The sequence below is a fragment of the Marinobacter nauticus genome, from assembly GCF_003634635.1.
GTDB lineage: Bacteria > Pseudomonadota > Gammaproteobacteria > Pseudomonadales > Oleiphilaceae > Marinobacter > Marinobacter nauticus.
In genome coordinates, this window is sequence record NZ_RBJB01000003.1 from 135564 (window position 1) to 158229 (window position 22666).

Consider the following 22666-nt stretch of genomic DNA (forward strand, 5'->3'; position numbering starts at 1 on the left):
TTATGGCTTTAGACGGGGCCAATGTTGCGCGCGGTTCTGGTAATATGTCGGGCTTTGTTGTCGCCAGGGTTCCGCGCGCAGTTAACCGTGGAGCATGGCTGCTTGTGAGGATGGCTTTCCAAAACACGCTCCTTCGGCACATCCCTGTGTCGCTTGAGCTCCGCCATCCATGGCTTCGCACAGTTTTGGAAAGCCATCCTCACAAGCATCCCCATACGTTATTCCTGGCTTCTAACCTGACATTAAATTGTTTTCACACACGCTTTTTGGAGGCAACGTGAGCATTTCCCGCGAGGACATCGAGAAAGTTGCCGTGCTCGCCCGCATCAAAGTGGACGGCGAGCAGGTTTCGGCTCTGGAGAAGGATCTGGGCAATATCCTGGACCTGGTGGATCAGTTGAGTGCTGCAGATACCGATTCGGTGGAGCCTATGGCGCATCCGCTGGATGCCGTGCAAAAGCTGCGGCCGGATGTGGTTACCGAGACCAATCAGCGGGAGGCGTTCCAGGCGATTGCGCCGGCTACCGAGGATGGGTTGTATCTGGTGCCCAGGGTTATCGAGTGATTTGGTCGTCCATCAGAGATTTCGGGATTTATCATGCATAACAAGTCTGTAGCAGAGCTTTCCAGAGAGCTGGAGAGTGGCAGGATTTCGAGTGTGGAGCTGACGCAGCAGTTCCTGGACCGTCTGAAGACAGAAGACGGCAAGTACAACAGCTTTATTACCATCTCCGAAGAGCAGGCATTGGCCGAGGCCAGGGCTGCAGACGAGATGCGGGCGGCGGGTAAGGCCACGGTGTGGACCGGGGTGCCCTTTGCTCACAAGGATATCTTCTGCACCAGCGGCATTCGCACCAGTTGCGGGTCGAAAATGCTGGATAATTTTGTACCTCCCTACGACGCGACCGTGACGGCTAACTTCAAGGCGGCTGGCGCGGTGTGCCTGGGCAAGACCAACATGGACGAGTTCGCCATGGGCTCGTCCAACGAGTCCAGTTTTTATGGCGCCGTGACCAACCCCTGGGGCCTGTCCGGTGGTGACAAGCGGGTACCGGGTGGTTCATCTGGTGGTTCTGCGGCTGCGGTAGCGGCACGACTGGTGCCAGCAGCAACGGGCACGGATACCGGTGGCTCAATCCGTCAGCCGGCTGCGTTGTGCGGCATCACCGGTTTGAAGCCGACCTATGGCCGGGTGTCACGGTACGGGATGATTGCCTTTGCCTCTTCCCTGGATCAGGGCGGGCCGATGGCGCGCACGGCAGAAGATGCCGCGCTGATGTTGAATGTGATGGCGGGGCACGATCCGAAGGACTCCACCTGCATTGACCGGGAAGTACCGGATTACACGGCCACCCTGAACGAGCCGCTGAAGGGCCTGAAGATTGGCCTGCCGAAGGAATACTTCAGTGACCAGCTGGCTCCGGCGATGCAAGAGCAGGTTCGTAACGCCATTCGCGAGTATGAAAAGCTGGGAGCGACGGTGAAGGAGGTTTCCCTGCCGAACGCCAAGCTGGCCATCGCAGCGTATTACGTGATCGCTCCCGCTGAGGCGTCCGCCAACCTGTCCAGGTTTGACGGTGTTCGTTACGGCTACCGCTGCGCAGACCCGAAAGATCTGATGGATATGTACACCCGCAGCCGGGCGGAAGGTTTCGGTAACGAGGTGAAGCGCCGGATCCTGGTGGGCTCCTACGCCCTCTCCGCCGGTTATTTCGATGCCTATTACCTGAAGGCCCAGAAGGTTCGCCGGCTGATCCAACAGGATTTCATCAATGCGTTCAGGGAAGTCGACGTGCTGATGAGCCCAGTGTCGCCGACGCCGGCGTTCAAACAGGGCGAGAAGAACACCGATCCGGTGTCCATGTACCTGGAAGACGTGTTCACCATCGCCATCAACCTGGCGGGTATTCCGGCCATGTCGGTGCCGGCCGGGTTTGTTGACGGCTTGCCGGTGGGGCTGCAGATTATCGGGGATTACTTCTCCGAAGCGCGCCTGCTAAACGCTGCCCATCAGTTCCAGCAGGTGACCGACTGGCACCAGCGTGAACCTCAATAAGCCCGGATTAGGAGACGAACACATGCAGTGGGATATCGTGATCGGGCTGGAAATTCACGTTCAGCTCGCCACCCAGACCAAGATTTTCTCCGGCTCCAGCACCGCTTACGGTGCCGAGCCCAACACCCAGGCCAACGCGGTTGACCTGGCGATGCCCGGCACCCTGCCGGTACCCAACGAGCAGGCGTTCCGCTACGCGGTGATGTTCGGCCTGGCCACCAATGCCGAAATCGGCCGGCGCTCCGTCTTCGAGCGCAAGAACTACTTCTACCCGGACCTGCCCAAGGGCTACCAGACCACCCAGCTGGCCCAGCCCATCGTTGGCCCCGGCTATGTCGATATCGACCTGGCCGATGGCAGCACCAAACGCGTGCGCATTCATCACGCCCACCTGGAAGAAGACGCCGGTAAATCCCTGCACGAGGATTATCATGGCATGACTGGCATCGACCTGAACCGCGCCGGCACCCCGCTGATCGAGGTGGTGACCGAGCCGGACATGACCAGTGCCGAGGAAGCCGTGGCTTTTGCCAAAAAGCTGCACAGCATTGTTACCTCGCTGGGTATCTGCGACGGCGATATGTCTCAGGGTTCCATGCGCTTTGACGTCAACATCTCTCTGAAGCCAAAAGGCTCCGACACCCTGGGCACCCGCACCGAGACCAAGAACCTGAACTCGTTCCGGTTCATGGAACAGGCCATCGCCCACGAAGTGGAGCGGCAGATGGATATCCTGGAAGACGGCGGCGTGATTGTGCAGGAAACCCGCCTGTACAACGGTGATCGGGACGAGTCCCGCTCAATGCGCACCAAGGAAGAAGCTAACGACTATCGCTACTTCCCCTGCCCGGACCTGTTGCCGGTGGAAATCGACGATGCCTTCATCGAAGACGCACGCAGCCGCCTGCCGGAACTGCCGGACGCTCGCAGGGCGCGTTTCAAGGAGCAATACGGCCTGAACGACTATGACGCCGGCATCCTGTCTGCCGACGCCAAACTGGCTGCATTCTTCGAAGAAACCGTGGAACACGGCAAAGATGCCAAGCTGGCCGCCAACTGGATTCAGGGCGAGTTCTCCGCGCGCCTGAATGCGGAGGAGAAGTCCGTCGCCGAGGCGCCGATTACCGGCGCACAACTGGGCGCCATGGTGACCCGCATCGCCGATAACACACTGTCCTCCGCCGGTGCCAAGAAGGTGTTCGAGGCGCTATGGACAGGCGAAAACAACGATGTCGATGCCATTATTGAAGCCAAGGGCCTGAAGCAGGTGTCTGATACCGGCGCCCTGGAATCCATGGTTGATGAGGTGTTGGCCGGCATGCCGGATCAGGTGACTCAATACCAGAACGAGGAAGATCCGAAGAAGCGCAAGAAGATGCTTGGCGGCTTCATGGGCCCTCTGATGAAGGCTTCCAAGGGCCAGGGTAATCCCAAGCTGTTCAATGAGATTCTCGTTCGCAAGCTCGGCGGTTAAGTTTTGGCTTTAGTGAGGGCCGTCTTGTTTCGGCCCTAACCTTTTGAGTTTGGGGAGGGGCGGGTTTGGAGCCCCCCCTCCCAAAAAACGCTACAAGCACCCGCAAGCGGGTCCTGCCGGCAATCATGGATTGCTGTCGTTCGTCTGCACATGAAGCTTCGCTTCGTAAACGCTTGCCTCACCCATGTGTGCTTATCTCCGGCCGTCCATGGCCTCCGACATTTTGGGAAGGGGCTCAAAACCCACCCTGCCAGACCATTTAGCGATAGTCCGCTGAGACGATGCCGACAGTCAGATCAAACGCCCCCAGAGATCATGCTCATCCGCATGCTCAACCACGGCCTGAACGATCTGCCCGGGAACCAGGTCGGTTTCGTCGTTCAGGTAGACCATCCCGTCAATCTCAGGCGCGTCGGCTTTTGATCTGCCAATCGCACCTTCCTCGTCCACTTCATCAATCAGCACATCAATGGTCTTGCCAATCTTTGCCTTAAGGCGGGCAGCCGAGATTTCTGCCTGTTTGGCCATAAAGCGAGCCAGGCGATCTTCCTTCACGTCCTCTGGGACCGCACCTTCGAGCTCGTTCGCCGACGCCCCTTCCACCGCGCTATAAGTGAAGGCGCCGACTCGATCCAGCTGAGCCTCGTCCAGCCAGTCCAGCAGGTACTGGAAATCTTCCTCGGTTTCCCCCGGGAAACCCACGATGAAGGTGGAACGAATAGTCAGTTCCGGGCAGATTTCCCGCCACTTCCTGATGCGCTCCAGGGTCTTGCTGTCATGGGCCGGGCGCTTCATGGCTTTGAGTACTCCAGGACTGGCGTGCTGGAACGGGATGTCCAGGTACGGCAGGATCTTGCCTTCGGCCATCAGCGGAATGATGTCGTCCACATGGGGATAGGGATAGACATAGTGCAACCGAACCCACACGCCCATCTCACCCAGCGCTTCACACAACGCCTGCATTTTGGTCTTTACCGGGCGCCCCTGCCAGAAACCGGTGCGGTATTTGATGTCGACGCCGTAGGCGGAGGTGTCCTGGGAAATCACCAGAATCTCTTTCACCCCCGCATCCACCAACCGTTTGGCCTCGTCCATCACGTCGCCAATCGGGCGACTGACAAGGTCGCCCCGCATTGAGGGAATGATGCAGAAGGTGCAACGGTGGTTACAGCCTTCCGAGATTTTCAGGTAGGCATAATGGCGAGGCGTCAGCTTGACGCCCTGCGGCGGCACCAGGTCCACAAACGGGTCATGCTCTTTCCTGGGCGGCACATATTGGTGGACGGCGCCGACCACTTCTTCGTAGGCATGAGGACCGGACACTGCGAGCACGCCCGGATGGGTTTCACGGATCCGGTCGGCCTCAACCCCCATGCAACCGGTGACGATGACCTTGCCATTCTCACTGATTGCCTCACCAATGGCGTCCAGGGATTCCTGCTTGGCGGCATCTATAAAACCACAGGTGTTCACCACCACAATATCGGCGTCGTCGTAGGTGGGCACCACATCGTAGCCGTCCAGGCGCAACTGGGTCAGGATACGTTCAGAATCTACCAGCGCCTTCGGGCAACCAAGGCTGATAAAGCCTACTTTTCCGCTCTGGGGCGCGTTTTGCGTTTTCTCGGTCATAAAAGCCTGCAGGATGTCCGGAGCCATGCTCCCGATGAGTGTAGCGGGCAATTTTACCTCACGACCGGAAGAACTGCAGCAGTAGCACCACCTACTTCGCCACCACAAATCCGCTGACGCAGATCAACTTACCGACTAAAACTGTGACACCGTGTTCAGAATTTTGTAGTAAAAGTGCCACAATTACCGACAGGATTCTTGCTGTTCACTTTTTAAACAGCTAAACTTTCAATCGTTTATGCGTTTTTCTGGAAGGCGTTTATGGGAAAGGCAACTTCTTTTCAAACCACACATGCCAGAAGAGTGAACATGAAACCTCTTGCCGCCAAACCCAATCTGCGAAACCAGCAGCGGGTGGACGTTTCAACCGACATTACCATCGAAAAGCCGGATGGCTGCTGCCTTACCTGCCAGGTATCCAACCTGTCCCGCTCAGGCGTGATGCTCTCCTGTGATCAGGACACCGTCAAACAGCTGGTTCCGGGCCTGAAAACACCGGCCCCCGGCCACTGGATCGAAGTCAAAACCCGTTTTTCGGTGCCCGTCATTGCAAACCAGCCGGTCACGGTGCTTGCCGATGGGAACATCGTACACATGCGTCGCATTGCCCGAGACGAGTTCCAGATTGGTATCCAGTTCTGTGAATTCGAAGGTAACGGCTTTGACTATGTCGATCGTTACGTTGCCAAATTGCTTTCGGACGCACGTAATCCCTCCAGCGAAGCTCACTGACGGAAGCCAGTGGCGACGTCGCTGGCGTTTACACCCGCCTCGAGACACCGGCGAAGGCTATATTATTAGAACCTGAAATTCTTACAGCACTCCTTCTTATACCCTAAGCTGCTCTGATATAGTTGTTCATCTAAATTACAGCCATTACTTCGCCCTCCATGGCAACGGATGAACATGACCACATATAACCTCACCCATCTCAAACAGCTGGAAGCCGAAAGCATCCACATCATTCGGGAAGTGGCCGCCGAGTTCGACAACCCGGTCATGCTTTACTCCATCGGTAAAGATTCTGCCGTGATGCTGCATCTTGCCCTGAAAGCCTTCTACCCGGGCAAGCCACCGTTCCCGTTGCTTCACGTGGATACCACCTGGAAGTTCCGGGACATGATCTCGTTCCGGGACAATGTAGCGGAGAAGTTCGGGCTAGACCTGATCGTGCACATCAATGAAGAAGGCGTAAAGCAAGGCGTCGGCCCCTTTACTCATGGCAGCGCCAAGCACACGGACATCATGAAAACCCAATCCCTGAAGCAGGCCCTGAACAAGTACAAGTTCGACGCCGCCTTCGGGGGCGCCCGCCGGGACGAAGAAAAATCACGCGCCAAGGAGCGGGTATATTCCTTCCGTGACGAACACCACCGCTGGGACCCGAAGAACCAGCGCCCGGAGCTCTGGAATATTTACAACGGCAAAGTCAACAAGGGCGAAAGCATCCGGGTCTTCCCGCTGTCCAACTGGACTGAGCTGGACATCTGGCAATACATCTACCTTGAAAACATTGACATCGTTCCCCTCTATTACGCAGCCGTGCGGCCCGTGGTAGAGCGCGATGGCACCCTGATCATGGTGGACGACGACCGCATGCCCCTGAAAGAAGGTGAAAAGCCGATGATGAAATCGGTACGCTTCCGCACCCTGGGCTGCTATCCGCTGACCGGCGCCATTGAATCCGAGGCCAACACCCTGCCCGACATCATTCAGGAAATGCTGCTAGCCACCAGCTCAGAGCGGCAAGGCCGGGTGATCGACCACGACTCAGCGGGCTCCATGGAACAGAAAAAGCGGGAAGGGTATTTCTAACATGTCACACCAGTCTGATCTGATTGCAGAAGATATTCAGGCTTACCTGAAGCAACACGAGAACAAGGAACTCCTGCGCCTGCTCACCTGCGGCAGTGTGGATGACGGCAAGAGCACGCTGATTGGCCGGCTGTTGCATGACACCAAGATGATCTATGAAGATCACATGGCCAGCCTGAAAACTGACAGCGCAAAAATGGGCACCACCGGCGAAAAACTGGACTTGGCACTGCTGGTGGACGGCCTTCAGGCCGAGCGGGAACAGGGCATTACTATTGATGTCGCTTACCGTTATTTCAGCACCGACAAGCGCAAGTTCATCATCGCGGACACCCCGGGCCATGAGCAGTACACCCGCAACATGGCCACCGGCGCATCCACTGCGCAACTGGCCATCCTGATGATTGATGCCCGCCACGGCGTACTCACTCAGACCCGCCGGCATTCCTACATTGCTTCGCTACTGGGCATCCGGCACATCGTGGTCGCCGTGAACAAAATGGATCTGGTGGACTTCAGCGAAGAGCGCTTCAATGAAATCCGCGACGACTACCTGGCCTTCGCCTCACGACTGGGCCTCAAGGATATCCGATTTGTTCCCATCTCGGCGCTGGACGGAGACAACGTCGTCAACAAGAGCAAGAACACCCCCTGGTTTACCGGCCAGCCGCTGATGGAAATTCTGGAAACGGTGGAGGTGTCCCGTGACAAGAACCTGGAGCATTTCCGCTTCCCGGTGCAGTACGTGACCCGTCCGAACCTGAACTTCCGAGGCTTCTGCGGCACCATCGCCTCCGGCGTGATTCGCCCCGGGGATGCAGTGATGGCCCTACCCTCACGCCGTACCAGCAAAGTGAAGGAAGTCGTGACCTTCGACGGCAACCTGGACGAAGCCTACATCGACCAGGCGGTCACCCTGACCCTGGAAGACGAGATCGACATCAGCCGTGGCGACATGCTGGTGAAAGTGGAGGACGAACCGGAAGTCCACAACCGCTTCAATGCCAACATTGTCTGGATGACCGACGCACCGCTGGAAACCGGCCGGCTGTATGACATCAAGCTGGGCCCCACCTTTACTTCCGGTACCGTGAAGAAAATCCACCATCAGACCGATGTAAACACTCTGGATCAGCAAGCCAATCCCAGCCAACTGGCCCTGAACGAGATCGGCCTGTGCGAACTGACCCTGAACCAACCGGTCGCGTTTGACGCCTATCAGCGTAACCACGCCACCGGCAGCTTCATCGTCATTGACCGCCTGACCAACGTAACCATCGGGGCGGGCATGATCGCTGGCCTGGCCGATGGCCTGGAATCCCTGGACCCGGTCACCGCCGAGGAACGCGAACGACGCCTGGCCCAGAAACCGGCCATCATCGCCTGTAACGGCAAACATGGCCCGGAACTGGCACAGGCCGTTGAGCGAGCTCTGTTCGATCAGGGCAAGACCGCCGTCGTGGTATCCGAAGAAAATGCGGGCGACGCAGACGAACGCCGTCGGGTAGCGCAGTTGCTGACCGCTCACGGGCTGGTAGCCATTGCCGTGAACCTGGGTTCGGACATTGCCAACGCCAGTGCCAACGCAGAGAACGAAGCTGACATTCCCGGCGCCGTCTCGACACTGGTCCAGGAACTGATTCGCAGCAAGCGAATCTGATTTCCATACACGCCCATTGAGAACCCCGGCCCGAACGAAGACGTCGGGACCGGGGTTTCTTTCTCTGCCAACCGTGGCACAATCACGCTCCGCCAAGCCGACTGAATCTGACAGGAGCTGACCCATGGCCATCAAACACCTGCGCACCGCCTTCGCAAGCCAATACCAGCCGGGCCAACCTGCCCGCCTCGTAGCGGGCGAGGCCCTGCAGGAACCGGGCGGCGACTACGAAGCCCTGCACAAGCAGATGAAGCGCCTGTTCAACAGCAAACCCGGCAAGAAATATGGCCGCTTCTCAGACGACATCGGCGAATGCCCCTTCAGCGCCTGGCTCAAAGACTACCTGGAAGACAAACAGACCTTCGCGGCCATGACCGACCGTCTTTTCGGCCAGTGGCAGGAACTGCTTACCGGCAGCCAGGAAGAATTCGACGGCCACCTGATGATCGTACACGACGCCCTGGCCGATGCCGAAGTGGTGTACCTGTTTATCCTGGAAACCGACAGCTCCATGCGCTTCGACGGCAGCCAGAAACTGGACGCCACCGACGTACTCAGCCTGTCGCGCCTGAACCTGGCCGTGCGAATTGAACTGGACGACTGGCGCAACGCCAACGGCAGCGAAAACTACCTGACCCTGATCCACGGCCGCGGCACCGGCGACCCCGGCGAGCTGTTCATCCGCCTGTGCGCCTTCACCAACAGCGTGGACGTGGAAAAGGAAACCATGACCTTTCTGGACGCAGTGGAAGCCTTCGCCAAAACCAGCGAACCGGGAAAAGCCGGCGAAGTGCGCGCCAAGGCCTACGAATTCTGCAAAGACCAGCACGCCCTGGGCGAGCCCGTGGAAATCGAAGCTCTGTCGAATTACCTGGACGAAAGCCAGCCCCAGCGCTTCAAGGAATTCGCCAGCCAGAACGCCGAACTACCGGAAACCGGCGTACTGCACCCGGACCACCGCAAGGTCAAAAAACTCGTGCGCATCGCTGGCTCCGGCGGGGGTATGAGCGTGTCGTTCTCTTCAGACCTGGTGAACCAGGCGGTCTACTACGACCGTGACAAAGACGCCCTCACCATCACCCGCCTGCCCAAAGCGCTGCGAGAACAACTGCAACGGTACCTGGAAGCCCGCGAGGACTGATCTAAACTCAGTTCTCTGCAACATTCTCCGGCTGATCGTCCCACCGGGGGCGATTGGCCCTGAGCTTCCTGACCTCCTGCATCCAGCCCACGCCATCGATCAACTCCCCGGTTTCATGATCAATAGGCGGATACGGCAGGTTGCGATCATCACAGTACCGCTTCACTGTTGGCTGGCACCAACAGAACAGCAGACGGTTGTACTCGTCATCGGGCATCCGTCGCTGATCAAACATACCTGCCAGCTTCCGCTGACGCTGGGCTTCGGAAAGGATAATCGAGCAGGCTGAAGACACATTCAGCGATTCCACCATTCCCATCATCGGAATCACAATATGCTCATCCGCCTGTTCAGCAGTGACCGGATTCACCCCATCCACCTCGTTACCCATGATAATCGTGCACGGCACGGTGTAATCCACCTCCCGAAAATCCACCGCCCGGTCTGACAATTGCGCCGCATACAGCTTGTGCCCCTGGGCCTTCAGCTCCGTTACCGCGTTATCCATGGTCGGATGGGTATGCGTTGTTACCCAATGAAAGCTGCCACCGGCTGTCTTACGAAATGCCCGAAAACCCTCCTTGGGCCAGACCACGTGCATATTGGCCAGACCGAAGGCATCGCAGGACCGAATAATGGCCGACAGGTTTCTGGGTTTGTGCACCTGATCCGTCAGCACCCGCAGGTCTGGTTGGCGAGTGTTGAGGACTTGTTTGATTCGGGCGAGGCGTTCAGGGGTCATGGGTAAAATCCAAGCCTTGTTGATGATGGCACAGCGGTCCGGGAAGGGCTTTGGGGGAGGCTTTCCAAAAATTTGCGGAGCCATGGATGGCGGAGCAGAAGCGCCACAGGGATGTGCCGTAAGGAGCGTTTTTTGGAAAGCCTCCACCAAAGACCTTCATGCACCACAACTCAAAGGCTGCGAATAATAGCACAGAGCCAAATGAGGAATACCGAGACAACGGTGGTTGATGTTTAAGCACCCCGTTATAATGTGCAGTCCATTTTTGCCAGCGCCCCACTCCACCCCGGCGCCAACACACCAAACTACGTGAGACCCATGGCCAAGAAGCTGTACATCAAAACCCACGGCTGCCAAATGAACGAGTACGACTCTGCCCGCATGGCAGACCTGCTCAAAACCGGCGAAGCGGTCGAAGTTACCGACAACGCCGATGACGCCGACATCCTGCTGCTGAACACCTGCTCCATCCGCGAAAAAGCCCAGGAGAAAGTGTTTCACCAGCTTGGCCGCTGGAAAAGTCTCAAAACCAAAAAACCCGACCTGATCATCGGCGTCGGCGGCTGCGTCGCCAGCCAGGAAGGCCAGGCCATCATCGACCGGGCGCCCTACGTGGATATGGTATTCGGCCCGCAAACCCTGCATCGCCTGCCCGACATGATCACCGAAGTACGCACCAAAGGTAACGGCGTTGGCGTGGTCGACGTCAGCTTTCCGGAAATCGAGAAATTCGACAACCTGCCTGAGCCCGGCGCCGACGGCCCCTCTGCGTTTGTCTCCATTATGGAAGGCTGCAGCAAATACTGCACCTTCTGCGTGGTGCCCTACACCCGCGGCGAGGAAGTCAGCCGCCCGGTAGACGATGTCATCGCCGAAGTAGCTCATCTGGCTACCCAGGGAGTGCGGGAAGTGAATCTGCTGGGCCAGAACGTGAACGCATACCGTGGCGAAACCCACGACGGCGATCAAATGGACCTGGCGGAACTGATCGAAGTCATCGCCACCATCGACGGCATTGATCGCATCCGCTACACCACCTCTCACCCGGTGGAATTCAGCGATGCGCTGATTGAAGTCTACGAGCGGGTTCCCGAACTGGTCAGCCACCTGCACCTGCCGGTACAGAGCGGCTCTGATCGCATCCTCGCAGCGATGAAGCGGGGCCACACGGCGCTGGAGTACAAATCCAAGCTGCGCCGCCTGCGCAAGATCCGCCCGGACATCAGCTTTTCTTCGGATTTCATCATCGGCTTCCCGGGTGAAACCGACAAGGATTTCGAGGACACCATGAAGCTGATCAACGACATCGGCTTCGACATGTCCTTCAGCTTCATCTACAGCGCCCGCCCGGGTACACCGGCGTCTGACTTGCCGGACGATACGCCGATGGAGGTGAAGAAGCAGCGGTTGAGCATTCTTCAGGATCGCCTGAATCAAAATGTAATGGATATCAGCCGGAAGATGGTGGGTTCTACTCAGCGTATTCTGGTGACTGGTTTGTCCAAGAAGGATCCTGGTGAGTATGCGGGGCGTACGGAGAACAACCGTATTGTGAATTTCCGCCACGAGAATCCTGAGGTGGTTGGTCATTTCATCGACGTAGAAATCGTCGAGGCCTACCCGAACTCTCTTCGTGGTGTGCCGGTTAGTTCCGAGTTGTTTTAGGCTTCGGCACCCATGTGCTCTTTGTGTGGCGTTGGGAGGCGGGCTGGATCAGCCTCCCAAAAACCGCTACGAGCACATCCGTGTGCGCTTCTCTACGGCCATCCATGGCCTCCGACATTTTTGGGAGGCTGATCCAGCCCGCCTCCGCGTATCATGCAGTAGCATGCCAGTAATACCTGGACAGGCTTTCAAATTATTCCAGAGCGCAGAGAAAACCGACGCCGCTGAAATGTTCCTCCGCTTGTTTTTTCCTTTCGAGCCTGCACATAGTCAGAAAGGACGGTGCGTGGTTATGCTTCCACAGACTGTTGAGGGCCAGGGACGGCCCGAAACAAGCGCACAGGGATGTGCTCGTAGCGTGTCTGTGGAAGCATAACCACGCATCGGCCATACTCCACCCATAGAAATGCTGACTCCCAACCAGGGGAGTCCAACGAAACGGAGCAAGATTGAACACTCACGATACCAGACAATTTGACCTGCACCCGGTGGACCAGCGCCGCCTGGCGACCTTGTGCGGACAGTTTGATGAACACCTGAAAATGATCGAGCAGCGCCTGCAAGTGAAAGTTGGCCGGCGCGGGCATCACTTTCGGGTGGAAGGCAGCACTGAAAACGTAGCCGCGGCCACCGAGGTTATCCGGCATCTGTACCGGGAAACCGAGGCCAGTGATGACATACCGCCCGATACCGTGCACCTGTTCATCCGCGAAACCGGCCTGGAACGGCTGCCGGATGATGTGCCTTACGATGAAGGCCAGGTCACTGTTATCAAGACACCCAAGCTGACCGCCAAACCCCGTGGCCGGAATCAGCAGAAGTATGTGCATAACATTCGCACCCACGACATCAACTTCGGCATCGGGCCCGCGGGTACCGGTAAGACGTGGTTGGCAGTGGCTTGTGCTGTCGAGGCTCTGAAAGACGAGCAGGTGAAGCGTATTCTGCTGGTTCGGCCGGCGGTGGAGGCCGGCGAGAAGCTGGGCTTTTTGCCTGGTGATCTGGCCCAGAAAGTGGACCCGTACCTGCGCCCGCTCTACGACGCACTATACGAAATGCTGGGATTCGATCAGGTAACCCGCCTGATCGAGAAAAGCGTAATCGAGATTGCCCCCCTGGCCTTCATGCGCGGCCGCACCCTGAACAACTCGTTTATTATTCTGGACGAAAGCCAGAACACCACCCGGGAGCAGATGAAGATGTTCCTGACCCGGATAGGCTTTGGCTCTACCGCGGTCATTACCGGCGATACCACCCAGGTGGACCTGCCCCGCGGACAGAATTCCGGGCTGATTCATGCCGCCAGCGTGTTGAGCAAGGTCCCGGGTATTGGCTTTACCCGTTTCGACGCCAAGGATGTGGTGCGTCACCCCCTGGTTCAACGCATTGTTGAAGCCTACGATTCTTTCAACGACGGGAGTGCCACAGGCCAATGAGCAAGGTAACTGTGGACCTTCAGATGGCCTTTGACGGCACGGGCGTACCTACCGAGGCGTTGTTTGAAGCCTGGGCAGAGGCGGCGTGGCAGGATGAGAATCCAACCGAAGTAACCATCCGTATTGTCGACAACGACGAGAGCCGTGAGCTGAATCACCAGTACCGGGACAAGGACAAGCCTACCAATGTTTTGTCCTTCCCATTTGAAGCACCAGCGGGTATAACGGTGCCATTGGCCGGAGATCTCGTGATTTGCGCGCCAGTTGTTGAACAGGAAGCGCGGGAGCAGAGCAAAGACGCTGTCGCTCACTGGGCCCATATGGTGGTGCACGGTATGTTGCATCTCCAGGGCTACGATCATGTTGAAAATAATGAAGCCGAGGTCATGGAAGCCCTCGAGATCCGGCTGCTTGCGCAGCTCGGATTTGCTAACCCTTACGAAGCAGAGGAAACGGAACCAGACTCATGAGCGACGATCAGTCGAGTCGCAGTCAGGGCAACAAGTCCTGGCTGGAGCGTATATCACAGGCCTTTTCCAGCGGGCCTGAGTCCGTCGAGGACGTGCTGGAAATCCTGCGGGATGCCGAATCCCAAAGCATTATTGATGCTGATTCCATGAGCATCATTGAAGGCGCCATGCAGGTGATCGACATGCGGGTGGATGAGATCATGATCCCCCGATCCCAGATGATCACCGTAAAGGCATCTCAGGAACCCAAAGAGTTCCTGCCCGAGATTATGTCCTCCGCCCATAGCCGCTTTCCGGTCATCGGCGAAAGTCAGGATGACGTTATCGGGGTACTGCTGGCGAAAGACCTGCTTCCTCTTGCCCTCAACAACGATCTGAACTGGAACCGCATCCGCGAGATCCTGCGGCCGCCCACCTTTGTTCCCGAAAGCAAGCGTTTGAACCAGTTGCTCAAGGAGTTCAAGGAAAACCGCAACCACATGGCGATTGTGGTGGATGAGTACGGCGGAACCGCTGGCCTTATCACCATCGAAGACGTGCTGGAACAGATCGTCGGTGAAATCGAAGACGAACATGACTTCGATGAGGAGACCCATATAAAGGCCCGGGGCGACGGGACCTTTGCGGTGAAGGCCGTAACGCCCATCGATGATTTCAACGAATTCTTCGAGACAGACATGGATGAAGAAGAGTTCGATACCATTGGCGGCCTGGTACTGAAAGAATTTGGACACCTGCCCAGACGGGGCGAAACGGTTGAATTCGGCGGCTTGCAGTTTACTATTGCCAACGCCGATAACCGAGTCATCCGTCTGTTGCAGGTAACCCGCAGTGAGTCATGATCCACAGCACCCGCCACTGAAACCCCCGTTCACCACCCGAAAATGGCTGGGCGCCGCAATCCTTGTGATTGCCGGCGCTCTGCAAACACTGACCTTCTCGCCATTCTATCTGTGGTGGCTGGGGCCCCTGTCGGTGTTTCTGATCCTGCTGGTCACCGTCCATCAGGCGCCAGACAAGCTGTTCCGCTCCGGCTGGCTGGCCGGGCTTGGTCTGTTCGCCTCCGGTGCCAGCTGGATTTACGTCAGCATCAGCGAGCACGGCAATACTTCGGTACCTCTGGCCATTGTACTCATGGTCCTGTTTATTGCCGGGCTGGCCCTGTTCCATGGGCTGGCGTTCTGGTTCTGGGGCAAACTCGCCAAAGACAGCGCACCACGCCGACTCTTGCTGTTCCCTGCCATCTGGATTCTGGGTGACTGGCTGCGCGGCTGGCTGCTGACCGGTTTTCCATGGCTTTATCTGGGCACCGCCCATACCGACGGCCCCCTGGCCGGGCTGGCGCCGCTGACTGGCGTGCATGGCATTACCTTCTGGATCACCGTTACCGCAGTGGCTGCTTACGGCGCCTGGTGGCTGTTCAAACTTGACAGGAAGGTCACTGCTGGAGCCATTCTGGTAGCAGCCCTGATGCCCTGGTTGATTGCCCCGGCCATGAACAAAGCTGACTGGACCGAGCTCAGCAAAGAACCCGTCAGCTTTGCGGCGATGCAGGGCAACATACCGCAACAGATCAAGTGGGATCCTGATTTTCTGCGCGATCAGATTGTGGCTTATCTGGGCATGACCGAAGCGCACTGGCAAACCGACCTGATTCTCTGGCCAGAAACAGCCATCCCCATTCCGCAGGACCAGGCTGGCAAGGTCATTGATCATATCCGGGAACAGCTAGGGGAAAACAGCACGCTGATCACCGGCATCCCCTGGTATGGCTACAGCGGCCAGATTGAAGACTACACTTTCCACAACAGCATTATGGCCATCGGCAATGGCGAGGGAATGTACCACAAACAGAAGCTGGTGCCCTTTGGCGAATATGTGCCACTTCAGGGTCTGCTGCGGGGGCTGATCGGTTTCTTTGACCTGCCCATGAGTAGCTTCACGCCTGGGCCAGAGCAGCAAGCGCCGCTGGTCGCCAATGGCATGAAAATCACCCCTTACATCTGCTATGAAGTGGCCTACCCCGATTTCGTGGCGTTTAATGCCCGCAACACCGATCTGCTGCTGACAATCAGTAACGACGGCTGGTTCGGTGATTCCATCGGGCCGCTGCAACATCTGCAGCTTGCCCGCATGAGAGCCCTGGAGACCGGCCGCTACATGCTGCGGGGTACCAACAACGGCGTCACTGCAATCATCAATCACAAGGGCAAGATTACCGAGCGCATCCCACAGTTCGAGCGCGCGGTGCTGACCGGTGAGGTATTTACGGCAACCGGGAGCACACCCTACATGCAAACAGGATCCTGGCCGGTGCTGACGTTGGCGATCATCCTGATTGTGTTCATTCGCGAGCGGGTAATCCCGAAAAACTGAGCGCCTTGAGCCTGCTGCTCAGATGGCTTGCAGGCTCGAGACGATGGCTTCAGCTTTCTTTCGGTGGCCACCGGCTGGTAACCCGCTCAAAGTAATGGGAGCCGCAGGCCTCGCAGGGATGCAGGTGGCTGGTCTTGGTCAGACAAAGCATGTGGCTGCAGTTCATGCACCGGAACATACCCGCCGTGGCCACTTCACCGGAGATATAGTGACTGACGTCCTGATTCTCCAGCTTCTGCTTCAGTTCCAGAGTATCAACCAGGGTCTGATCGGCCACCGAGAGAAGCCGGTCTGCCAGGGTGTGTTCCAGTAATGCGATATCCAGTTGCAGCCATTCTCCCAGGCCTTCGCCGGTCTCCTCCACGAAATGCAACAGGTGCTCCAGATCCCGCTGAAGATACGCCCCGAGCAGATCCGCTTCTTCCCGGGTCATTTCCTCGATCTCGTATTCCACTTCTATCGCTTTCTGAACTTCTTCCTCCAGCGTCTGCAACGACGTTTCCTGTAGCTCATGCAGGCGTGTCTGTACCCGCTCAAGCATTCGGTCGTAAACCTCAAGGGCTTTTCCGGAGAGGTGACTGCGTTCTGGCTCGCTCATTTGGGCTCCTTATCTGCACCTTTCACCATACTCTCAGTCTGGCACAAACCCGCAGAATTGGCAGACTACCTGTTAAGCCGCGTGTGCGTTAGAATGTTCGGCCTTTTCTCGAACATCCTTTTCACACAGGGTACTTTTGGCAATGGCAGGAATGGACGAACAATACAACCCACGTGAAGTAGAACAGACCGCCCGCACTTTCTGGGAAACCAACGAGACCTTCAAGGTCAAGGAAGAGCCGGGCAAGCCCAAGTACTACTGCCTGTCCATGTTCCCCTACCCCAGCGGCAAGCTGCATATGGGCCACGTCCGCAACTACACCATCGGTGACGTGATTTCCCGCTACCAGCGTATGCAGGGCAAGAATGTAATGCAGCCCATGGGTTGGGACGCTTTCGGCCTGCCTGCCGAAAATGCCGCGATTGCCAACAAGTCTGCACCGGCCAAGTGGACTCGCTCCAACATTGATTACATGAAGAACCAGCTCAAGCAGCTGGGGTTTGGCTACGACTGGAGCCGCGAACTGGCCACCTGCGACCCGGAATACTACCGCTGGGAACAGTGGTTCTTCGCCCGCCTCTACGAGAAAGGCCTGGTGTACAAGAAGATGTCCACCGTGAACTGGGACCCGGTTGACCAGACCGTACTGGCCAACGAACAGGTGGTTGACGGTCGGGGCTGGCGCTCCGGTGCCCTGGTCGAGCAGAAAAAGATTCCGCAGTGGTTCATCCGCATTACCGACTACGCGGAAGAACTGCTGAACGATCTGGAAGACATGGAGGGCTGGCCCGAGCAGGTCAAGACCATGCAGCGCAACTGGATCGGCAAATCGGTAGGGACCGAGCTGACCTTCCCGCTGAAAGAGCAGGAAGGCGGCCTGACGGTTTACACCACCCGCCCGGACACGCTGATGGGCGTCAGCTACATGGCAGTCGCCGCTGAGCACCCCCTGGCCAAGGCGGCGGCCGAGCGCCACCGCGATGTGGCCGAGTTTGTCGACCAGTGCCGTAACAGCAAGGTGGCCGAAGCCGAGCTGGCGACCATGGAAAAGAAAGGTATAGATACCGGCTTCAAGGCCATTCACCCGCTGACCCAGGAAGAAATCCCGGTCTGGGTCGCCAACTTTGTACTTACGGACTACGGCACTGGTGCGCTGATGGCGGTTCCCGGCCATGATGAACGGGATCACGAATTTGCCGTCAAGTACAAGCTGCCCATCAAACAGGTGATTGCACCGAACGACAGCCGCGATATCGATATCCAGGAGCAGGCCTTCACCGAGAAAGGCGTTCTGGTGTCCTCCGGCAAATACAGCGGCCTGACCAGCGAAGAGGCGTTTGAGGAAATTGCGGATTACCTTGAAGCCCAGGGCATCGGCAAACGTACCGTGAACTACCGTCTGCGTGACTGGGGTGTGTCCCGGCAGCGCTACTGGGGTGCGCCCATCCCGATGATGACGCTGGAAGACGGCACCGAGATGCCGGTACCGGATGACCAGCTCCCGGTTCGTCTGCCCGAAGACGTTGAAATGGACGGCGTCCAGTCGCCGATCAAGGCCGACCCGGAGTGGTGCAAGACCGAATACAACGGCCAGCCAGCCACCCTGGAAACCGATACCTTCGATACCTTCATGGAGTCCTCCTGGTATTACGCCCGTTTCTGCAGCCCGAACTACGACAAGGGCATGCTGGATCCGGCCGCCGCCAATTACTGGCTGCCAGTCGACCAGTACATCGGCGGCATTGAGCACGCGATTCTGCACCTGCTGTATGCCCGGTTCTTCCACAAGCTGCTGCGCGACGTTGGTCTGGTGAACAGTTCCGAGCCATTCAAGCGCCTGCTGACCCAGGGCATGGTTCTGGCCGAGACCTACTACCGCAATGAAGCAAATGGCGGTAAAACCTGGTACAACCCGGCCGATGTAACGGTTGAGCGCGATGGCAAGGGCCAGGTAGTGCGAGCGGTGCTGAAATCGGACGGCGAGCCTGTGGAAATCGGTGGCGTTACCAAGATGTCCAAATCCAAGAACAACGGCATCGACCCCCAGGCCATCATCGATCAACACGGTGCCGACACCGTGCGGCTGTTCATGATGTTTGCGGCACCACCTGAGCAGTCACTGGAGTGGTCCGACAGCGGCGTTGAGGGCGCCCATCGCTTCCTCAAACGCCTGTGGCGGATGGTCAATGAGCATACCGCCGGTGGCGAAGCTCCGGCGGTTGATCCTGCCAGCCTCAATGGTGCTCAGAAAGACCTGCGCCGCAAGACCCATGAAACCATCGCCAAAGTCAGCGATGACATCAGCCGCCGCCTGACCTTCAATACCGCCATCGCGGCTGTCATGGAACTGCTCAACGAAGCGGGCAGGCTCAGCGATGAGGAGCCGCAAACCCGCGCGGTGCGTCAGGAAGCCCTGGATACCGCCGTGCTGGTGCTTTCCCCCATTGTGCCGCACATCTGTCACAACCTGTGGCAGGCCCTCGGCCACTCCGACACGGTGGTCGACGCCTCCTGGCCGGTTGCCGACGAAAGCGCCATGGTTCGTAGCGAAATCGAGGTGGTTCTGCAGGTGAACGGCAAGGTCCGGGCCAAGGAGAACGTACCGGCGGATATTGGCAAGACAGATCTGGAGAAGCTTGCCCTGGAGAACGAAAACGTCATGCGTTTCACCGACGGCAAGACCGTACGAAAAGTGATCGTTGTGCCAGGTAAACTCGTGAACGTGGTGGCTAACTAAGATGCCCTGCCCTGTCCCTGAACTGAAAAAGCTGGGCCTTCTGGCACTGCTTGCCTCGCTGCTCACCCTGACCGGCTGTGGCTTTCAGTTACGGGGCAGCTCCCCCGTTCCGGCTGCCCTGCAACCCCTGGCTATTGACTGCCCGTCCTCCCTGCCCGGACAGTTCTGCCAGTCTCTGCGTGAGCAGCTGGAGCTCGGTGGCATCGAGCTGCGGAATCCGGGCCAGGCAGACTACCTGCTGCGCCTGTCGGACTACCGCCAGGACCGCCGGGCTTCAGCCATTACCGCACAGGCAGCGGCGGCTGAGTACATTCTGCGCCACACGGTCGCCATGGAGCTGGTGACCAAGGACCAGATCCCGCTGATTGCCACCACCGACCTGAACGCCAGTGAAACCTACCGCTACGACGAGACCAATGTACTCGCCAAACAGCGCGAGGAAGACGAATTGCGGCAACAATTGGGCGATCGCCTTGCCCAACAAGTTATCTTCCGGCTGGCGCCTATGTCCCGACAACGAATTGATGCCCTGGTTCAGGAACACACTGCCGATGGTGAGGAGCCTGAATCACCATGAAAACCCAGCCCGGCCAACTCCCGCAACTTCTGAAGAAAGGCCTGGCTTCGGTTTACCTGATCTCCGGCGATGAACCCCTGCTGGTTCAGGAATGCTGTGACCAGATCCGCGCCGCCGCCCGTGAAGCAGGCTATCTGGACCGGCTCACGTTTCACGCAGACAATCAGTTCGACTGGAACACGGTTGCTGACGAATGCAACGCCCTGTCCCTGTTCGCTGAAAAACGTCGCATTGAGATTCATCTGCCCACCGGCAAACTCGGGGATGGCCGCCGGGTTCTGGAGCAGGTACTGCAATCCCCGCCAGAGGACGTCATTCTCCTGCTGATCAGCGCCAGACTGGATGCCGCCGAAACCAAACGCAAATGGTACAAGGAACTTCAGGGCCATGGCGTGCACGTTCCGCTCTGGCCGGTCGAGGGAGACAAGTTTCCCGGATGGTTGCAGCAACGGGCCACCTCAAAAGGCCTCAGCCTGACCCGTGGAGCACTCGGTATTCTTGCAGAGCGCCTGGAGGGCAACCTGCTGGCCGCCAGCCAGGAGCTGGACCGTCTGACGCTGCTCACCAACGGCAAAACCATCGATGAAGAGACGGTGGAGCAGGCCGTACAGGATAGTGCCAGGTTCAACGGCTTTGAGCTGGTCACGGAACTGCTATCCGGCAAGGCTGTTCATGCCTGCCGCATGATCGGGGTGCTGGAGCAGGAGGGCGAAAACCCTCTTGGACTACTCACTGTGCTCGTTCGTGACCTTCATCTGATTGTTGAGCTTAAGACCGCCTTGCCCGGTGGAGAAAACCCCGCGGGCTTTCTGAAAAAGCGCGGCGTTTTCCAGCCAAAGCGCTCGTCCGCCGTCCAGCAAGCGGCTCGAAGACTTTCACTGGCCCAGTTACACCAGGCAATCAACCTTTGTAGTCTGATTGATCGGGCCGCCAAGGGTTTCGATGATCTTTCCCCCTGGCATCACCTGCGGGATCTCTCCCTTATTCTGGCCGGCAAGCGGGCCAGCTGATCTGAATCAAAGCGGGATAGCACCGGCCCGCTCAGGGACTTGACACTTTTTCACGTTCGGGCGCATTGTAGAACTCCCAACTCATCAGGGAAGGAGAAATACCATGAGTCTGCAAGACGATTTCAACAAGCTGTCCGACAAGATCAAGCAATATCGTGACGAGGCGCGCGTTCAATTGCACCTTGCAAGGGAAGATGTAAAAGACGAATGGGACGATCTGGAGCAGGATTGGGATCGGTTCCGGTCAAAGCTGGATCAGATTTTCCATGATGCCGAGAATGCCAGCAATGAGGCGAGGGAAACTGCTCGCAAGCTGGGAGAGGATCTGAAAACCGGTTACCAGAACATCCGTAACAAACTGAAATAAAGCGTTAACTGGTTAACAAATAAACACATCTCTCCGTAAACAGGGGCTTTTGTCTCACCCCCCCTGTGCCATACTTCACAGTAAAGACTGAACAGTTCGTCATAATTTTGTCGAACTGTTCATTTTGCCATCAACCAGTCGTCTGGCTGGCCACGGCGTATGACACGTGCTGTGAGGTATAACGGTCATATGAAAAAAATAATCGCACTCTCCGTCACCCTGACTTTCTCACTTACCGCCGGCATGGTCGTGGGCCAGAATACCCGTTTCAGTGACCCTCAAACGGTCATTGATAATGAATTCTGGAGCAACCTGTATGCCGACGGCGGCTCGTCGTTCTTCTGTGATACTCCCTTCACTGGTAAGGGCTTTGTCATGACCGATGGCTACGTTTATCCACTTGCCGACATTCGCACTGCCCTGGACTGTGGAACAACCTCCCAGTGCCGCCAGGACAATCGCTATAGGCAAATTACGTCTGATCTTCACAACATGGTACCGGTACGAACCCGCGTTGAAATGCGGCGGCGTAACGCCCGGTATGAGAATCTTGGCGAGACCACGGGCGCCGATGATTGCGGGATTCGTGAAAGCGCCCAGTTCTTTGAACCGCCAGAGCGGGTTAAAGGCGACGTTGCCCGCACCATGGCCTATATGGTGGATACTTATGGCCTACCCTGGCTGGGGGCCACGCCGGTGTTCAAAGGCTGGAGCAAACTGGATCCCCCGGATGACCGGGAGTTGAGCCGGCATAAGCGGATTGCCGAAATTCAGGGCAATGAGAATCCGTTTGTGGTGAATCCCGGGCTGATAGAACGCCTATAAACCGCCTGACCCAAACCTGTGTTGATAGCACCCACAAAAAAAGCAGGCCATCGAGGCCTGCTTTTTTCATTTCTGCTTCAGAAAT

The 22666-nt window shown here is 57.5% G+C and carries 20 protein-coding genes; 17 read left to right on the forward strand and 3 right to left on the reverse strand.

Translation table 11 applies throughout. The annotated features are described in order from the left end of the window. Positions 1 to 277: 277 nt before the first annotated feature. The 3 genes from gatC to gatB are packed head-to-tail and all read left to right on the forward strand — an operon-like array spanning position 278 to position 3530. Entirely contained in the window at positions 278 to 565 is a 288-nt protein-coding gene (gatC, locus tag C7436_RS06510) for an Asp-tRNA(Asn)/Glu-tRNA(Gln) amidotransferase subunit GatC (RefSeq protein WP_014422114.1), read from the forward strand. 33 nt (positions 566 to 598) lie between these two features. After that, complete coding sequence (gatA, locus tag C7436_RS06515; protein WP_121207128.1) at positions 599 to 2056, forward strand: Asp-tRNA(Asn)/Glu-tRNA(Gln) amidotransferase subunit GatA; 1458 nt, start codon at positions 599 to 601, stop codon at positions 2054 to 2056. Between the two features lie 22 nt (positions 2057 to 2078). Continuing rightward, positions 2079 to 3530: an Asp-tRNA(Asn)/Glu-tRNA(Gln) amidotransferase subunit GatB gene (gatB, locus tag C7436_RS06520; RefSeq protein ID WP_121207129.1), complete on the forward strand. Its 1452-nt coding sequence runs from the start codon at positions 2079 to 2081 to the stop codon at positions 3528 to 3530. Between the two features lie 291 nt (positions 3531 to 3821). On the opposite strand, the gene rimO is transcribed toward gatB, so the two are convergent. After that, entirely contained in the window at positions 3822 to 5189 is a 1368-nt protein-coding gene (gene rimO, locus C7436_RS06525) for a 30S ribosomal protein S12 methylthiotransferase RimO (RefSeq protein ID WP_121207130.1), read from the reverse strand. Positions 5190 to 5471: 282 nt separating this feature from the next. On the opposite strand from rimO, the gene C7436_RS06530 reads away from it, so the two are divergent. The 4 genes from C7436_RS06530 (at position 5472) to C7436_RS06545 (ending at position 9778) form a co-directional block, all read left to right on the forward strand. Then, positions 5472 to 5894 carry a PilZ domain-containing protein gene (locus C7436_RS06530; protein ID WP_014422121.1) on the forward strand — a complete coding sequence of 141 codons (423 nt, stop codon included), beginning with the start codon at positions 5472 to 5474 and terminating at the stop codon, positions 5892 to 5894. Positions 5895 to 6062: 168 nt separating this feature from the next. Beyond that, positions 6063 to 6977 (forward strand): sulfate adenylyltransferase subunit CysD, encoded by a 915-nt coding sequence (gene cysD / locus C7436_RS06535; RefSeq protein ID WP_014422122.1) that lies wholly within the window; start codon positions 6063 to 6065, stop codon positions 6975 to 6977. 1 nt (position 6978) lies between these two features. Next, the gene (gene cysN, locus C7436_RS06540; protein WP_121207131.1) at positions 6979 to 8637 is read left to right on the forward strand and encodes a sulfate adenylyltransferase subunit CysN; all 1659 of its coding nucleotides are present in this window, start codon (positions 6979 to 6981) and stop codon (positions 8635 to 8637) included. A gap of 124 nt (positions 8638 to 8761) precedes the next feature. Beyond that, entirely contained in the window at positions 8762 to 9778 is a 1017-nt protein-coding gene (locus C7436_RS06545; RefSeq protein WP_121207132.1) for a nucleoid-associated protein, read from the forward strand. A gap of 7 nt (positions 9779 to 9785) precedes the next feature. Here the strand turns inward: C7436_RS06545 and trmH are convergent, their stop codons facing one another. Then, positions 9786 to 10520 (reverse strand): tRNA (guanosine(18)-2'-O)-methyltransferase TrmH, encoded by a 735-nt coding sequence (trmH, locus tag C7436_RS06550; protein ID WP_121207133.1) that lies wholly within the window; start codon positions 10518 to 10520, stop codon positions 9786 to 9788. A 318-nt stretch (positions 10521 to 10838) separates the two neighbouring features. Here trmH and miaB point away from each other — a divergent pair, with 318 nt between their 5' ends. The 5 genes from miaB (at position 10839) to lnt (ending at position 16467) form a co-directional block, all read left to right on the forward strand. Continuing rightward, positions 10839 to 12185 (forward strand): tRNA (N6-isopentenyl adenosine(37)-C2)-methylthiotransferase MiaB, encoded by a 1347-nt coding sequence (gene miaB, locus C7436_RS06560; RefSeq protein ID WP_014422125.1) that lies wholly within the window; start codon positions 10839 to 10841, stop codon positions 12183 to 12185. A 449-nt stretch (positions 12186 to 12634) separates the two neighbouring features. Then, positions 12635 to 13621: a PhoH family protein gene (locus C7436_RS06565; protein WP_011786184.1), complete on the forward strand. Its 987-nt coding sequence runs from the start codon at positions 12635 to 12637 to the stop codon at positions 13619 to 13621. Continuing rightward, a complete protein-coding gene (gene ybeY / locus C7436_RS06570; RefSeq protein ID WP_121207135.1) occupies positions 13618 to 14091 on the forward strand; it encodes an rRNA maturation RNase YbeY in 474 nt (157 codons plus the stop codon). The genes C7436_RS06565 and ybeY overlap by 4 nt, the downstream gene beginning before the upstream one ends. Next, positions 14088 to 14933, forward strand: a complete 846-nt coding sequence (locus C7436_RS06575) for an HlyC/CorC family transporter (protein WP_011786186.1) — start codon at positions 14088 to 14090, stop codon at positions 14931 to 14933. The genes ybeY and C7436_RS06575 overlap by 4 nt, the downstream gene beginning before the upstream one ends. Then, positions 14923 to 16467 carry an apolipoprotein N-acyltransferase gene (lnt, locus tag C7436_RS06580; RefSeq protein WP_121207136.1) on the forward strand — a complete coding sequence of 515 codons (1545 nt, stop codon included), beginning with the start codon at positions 14923 to 14925 and terminating at the stop codon, positions 16465 to 16467. The genes C7436_RS06575 and lnt overlap by 11 nt, the downstream gene beginning before the upstream one ends. Positions 16468 to 16516: 49 nt before the next feature. Here the strand turns inward: lnt and C7436_RS06585 are convergent, their stop codons facing one another. Then, complete coding sequence (locus C7436_RS06585) at positions 16517 to 17065, reverse strand: zinc ribbon-containing protein (protein ID WP_014422128.1); 549 nt, start codon at positions 17063 to 17065, stop codon at positions 16517 to 16519. 151 nt (positions 17066 to 17216) lie between these two features. On the opposite strand from C7436_RS06585, the gene leuS reads away from it, so the two are divergent. The 5 genes from leuS (at position 17217) to C7436_RS06610 (ending at position 22581) form a co-directional block, all read left to right on the forward strand. Beyond that, a complete protein-coding gene (gene leuS, locus C7436_RS06590; RefSeq protein ID WP_121207894.1) occupies positions 17217 to 19802 on the forward strand; it encodes a leucine--tRNA ligase in 2586 nt (861 codons plus the stop codon). Position 19803: 1 nt separating this feature from the next. After that, positions 19804 to 20379: an LPS-assembly lipoprotein LptE gene (locus C7436_RS06595; protein WP_022991401.1), complete on the forward strand. Its 576-nt coding sequence runs from the start codon at positions 19804 to 19806 to the stop codon at positions 20377 to 20379. Continuing rightward, on the forward strand, positions 20376 to 21389 hold the full coding sequence (holA, locus tag C7436_RS06600; RefSeq protein WP_114434187.1) for a DNA polymerase III subunit delta: 1014 nt from the start codon (positions 20376 to 20378) through the stop codon (positions 21387 to 21389). The genes C7436_RS06595 and holA overlap by 4 nt, the downstream gene beginning before the upstream one ends. Positions 21390 to 21492: 103 nt before the next feature. After that, the gene (locus C7436_RS06605) at positions 21493 to 21756 is read left to right on the forward strand and encodes a hypothetical protein (protein WP_014422133.1); all 264 of its coding nucleotides are present in this window, start codon (positions 21493 to 21495) and stop codon (positions 21754 to 21756) included. Positions 21757 to 21945: 189 nt separating this feature from the next. Beyond that, positions 21946 to 22581, forward strand: coding sequence for an endonuclease (locus C7436_RS06610; RefSeq protein WP_022991403.1), 636 nt, complete (start codon positions 21946 to 21948; stop codon positions 22579 to 22581). Positions 22582 to 22666 lie beyond the last annotated feature (85 nt).

Bases quoted from the DNA above. Each gene is read 5' to 3' on its own strand.
- holA (WP_114434187.1), top strand. From the start codon at position 20,376: ATGAAAACCCAGCCCGGCCAACTCCCGCAACTTCTGAAGAAAGGCCTG.
- miaB (WP_014422125.1), top strand. From the start codon at position 10,839: ATGGCCAAGAAGCTGTACATCAAAACCCACGGCTGCCAAATGAACGAG.
- trmH (WP_121207133.1), bottom strand. From the start codon at position 10,520: ATGACCCCTGAACGCCTCGCCCGAATCAAACAAGTCCTCAACACTCGC.
- gatA (WP_121207128.1), top strand. From the start codon at position 599: ATGCATAACAAGTCTGTAGCAGAGCTTTCCAGAGAGCTGGAGAGTGGC.
- leuS (WP_121207894.1), top strand. From the start codon at position 17,217: ATGGACGAACAATACAACCCACGTGAAGTAGAACAGACCGCCCGCACT.
- C7436_RS06595 (WP_022991401.1), top strand. From the start codon at position 19,804: ATGCCCTGCCCTGTCCCTGAACTGAAAAAGCTGGGCCTTCTGGCACTG.
- C7436_RS06575 (WP_011786186.1), top strand. From the start codon at position 14,088: ATGAGCGACGATCAGTCGAGTCGCAGTCAGGGCAACAAGTCCTGGCTG.
- gatB (WP_121207129.1), top strand. From the start codon at position 2,079: ATGCAGTGGGATATCGTGATCGGGCTGGAAATTCACGTTCAGCTCGCC.
- rimO (WP_121207130.1), bottom strand. From the start codon at position 5,189: ATGGCTCCGGACATCCTGCAGGCTTTTATGACCGAGAAAACGCAAAAC.
- C7436_RS06610 (WP_022991403.1), top strand. From the start codon at position 21,946: ATGAAAAAAATAATCGCACTCTCCGTCACCCTGACTTTCTCACTTACC.
- C7436_RS06585 (WP_014422128.1), bottom strand. From the start codon at position 17,065: ATGAGCGAGCCAGAACGCAGTCACCTCTCCGGAAAAGCCCTTGAGGTT.
- cysN (WP_121207131.1), top strand. From the start codon at position 6,979: ATGTCACACCAGTCTGATCTGATTGCAGAAGATATTCAGGCTTACCTG.
- C7436_RS06605 (WP_014422133.1), top strand. From the start codon at position 21,493: ATGAGTCTGCAAGACGATTTCAACAAGCTGTCCGACAAGATCAAGCAA.
- cysD (WP_014422122.1), top strand. From the start codon at position 6,063: ATGAACATGACCACATATAACCTCACCCATCTCAAACAGCTGGAAGCC.
- C7436_RS06545 (WP_121207132.1), top strand. From the start codon at position 8,762: ATGGCCATCAAACACCTGCGCACCGCCTTCGCAAGCCAATACCAGCCG.
- C7436_RS06530 (WP_014422121.1), top strand. From the start codon at position 5,472: ATGAAACCTCTTGCCGCCAAACCCAATCTGCGAAACCAGCAGCGGGTG.
- ybeY (WP_121207135.1), top strand. From the start codon at position 13,618: ATGAGCAAGGTAACTGTGGACCTTCAGATGGCCTTTGACGGCACGGGC.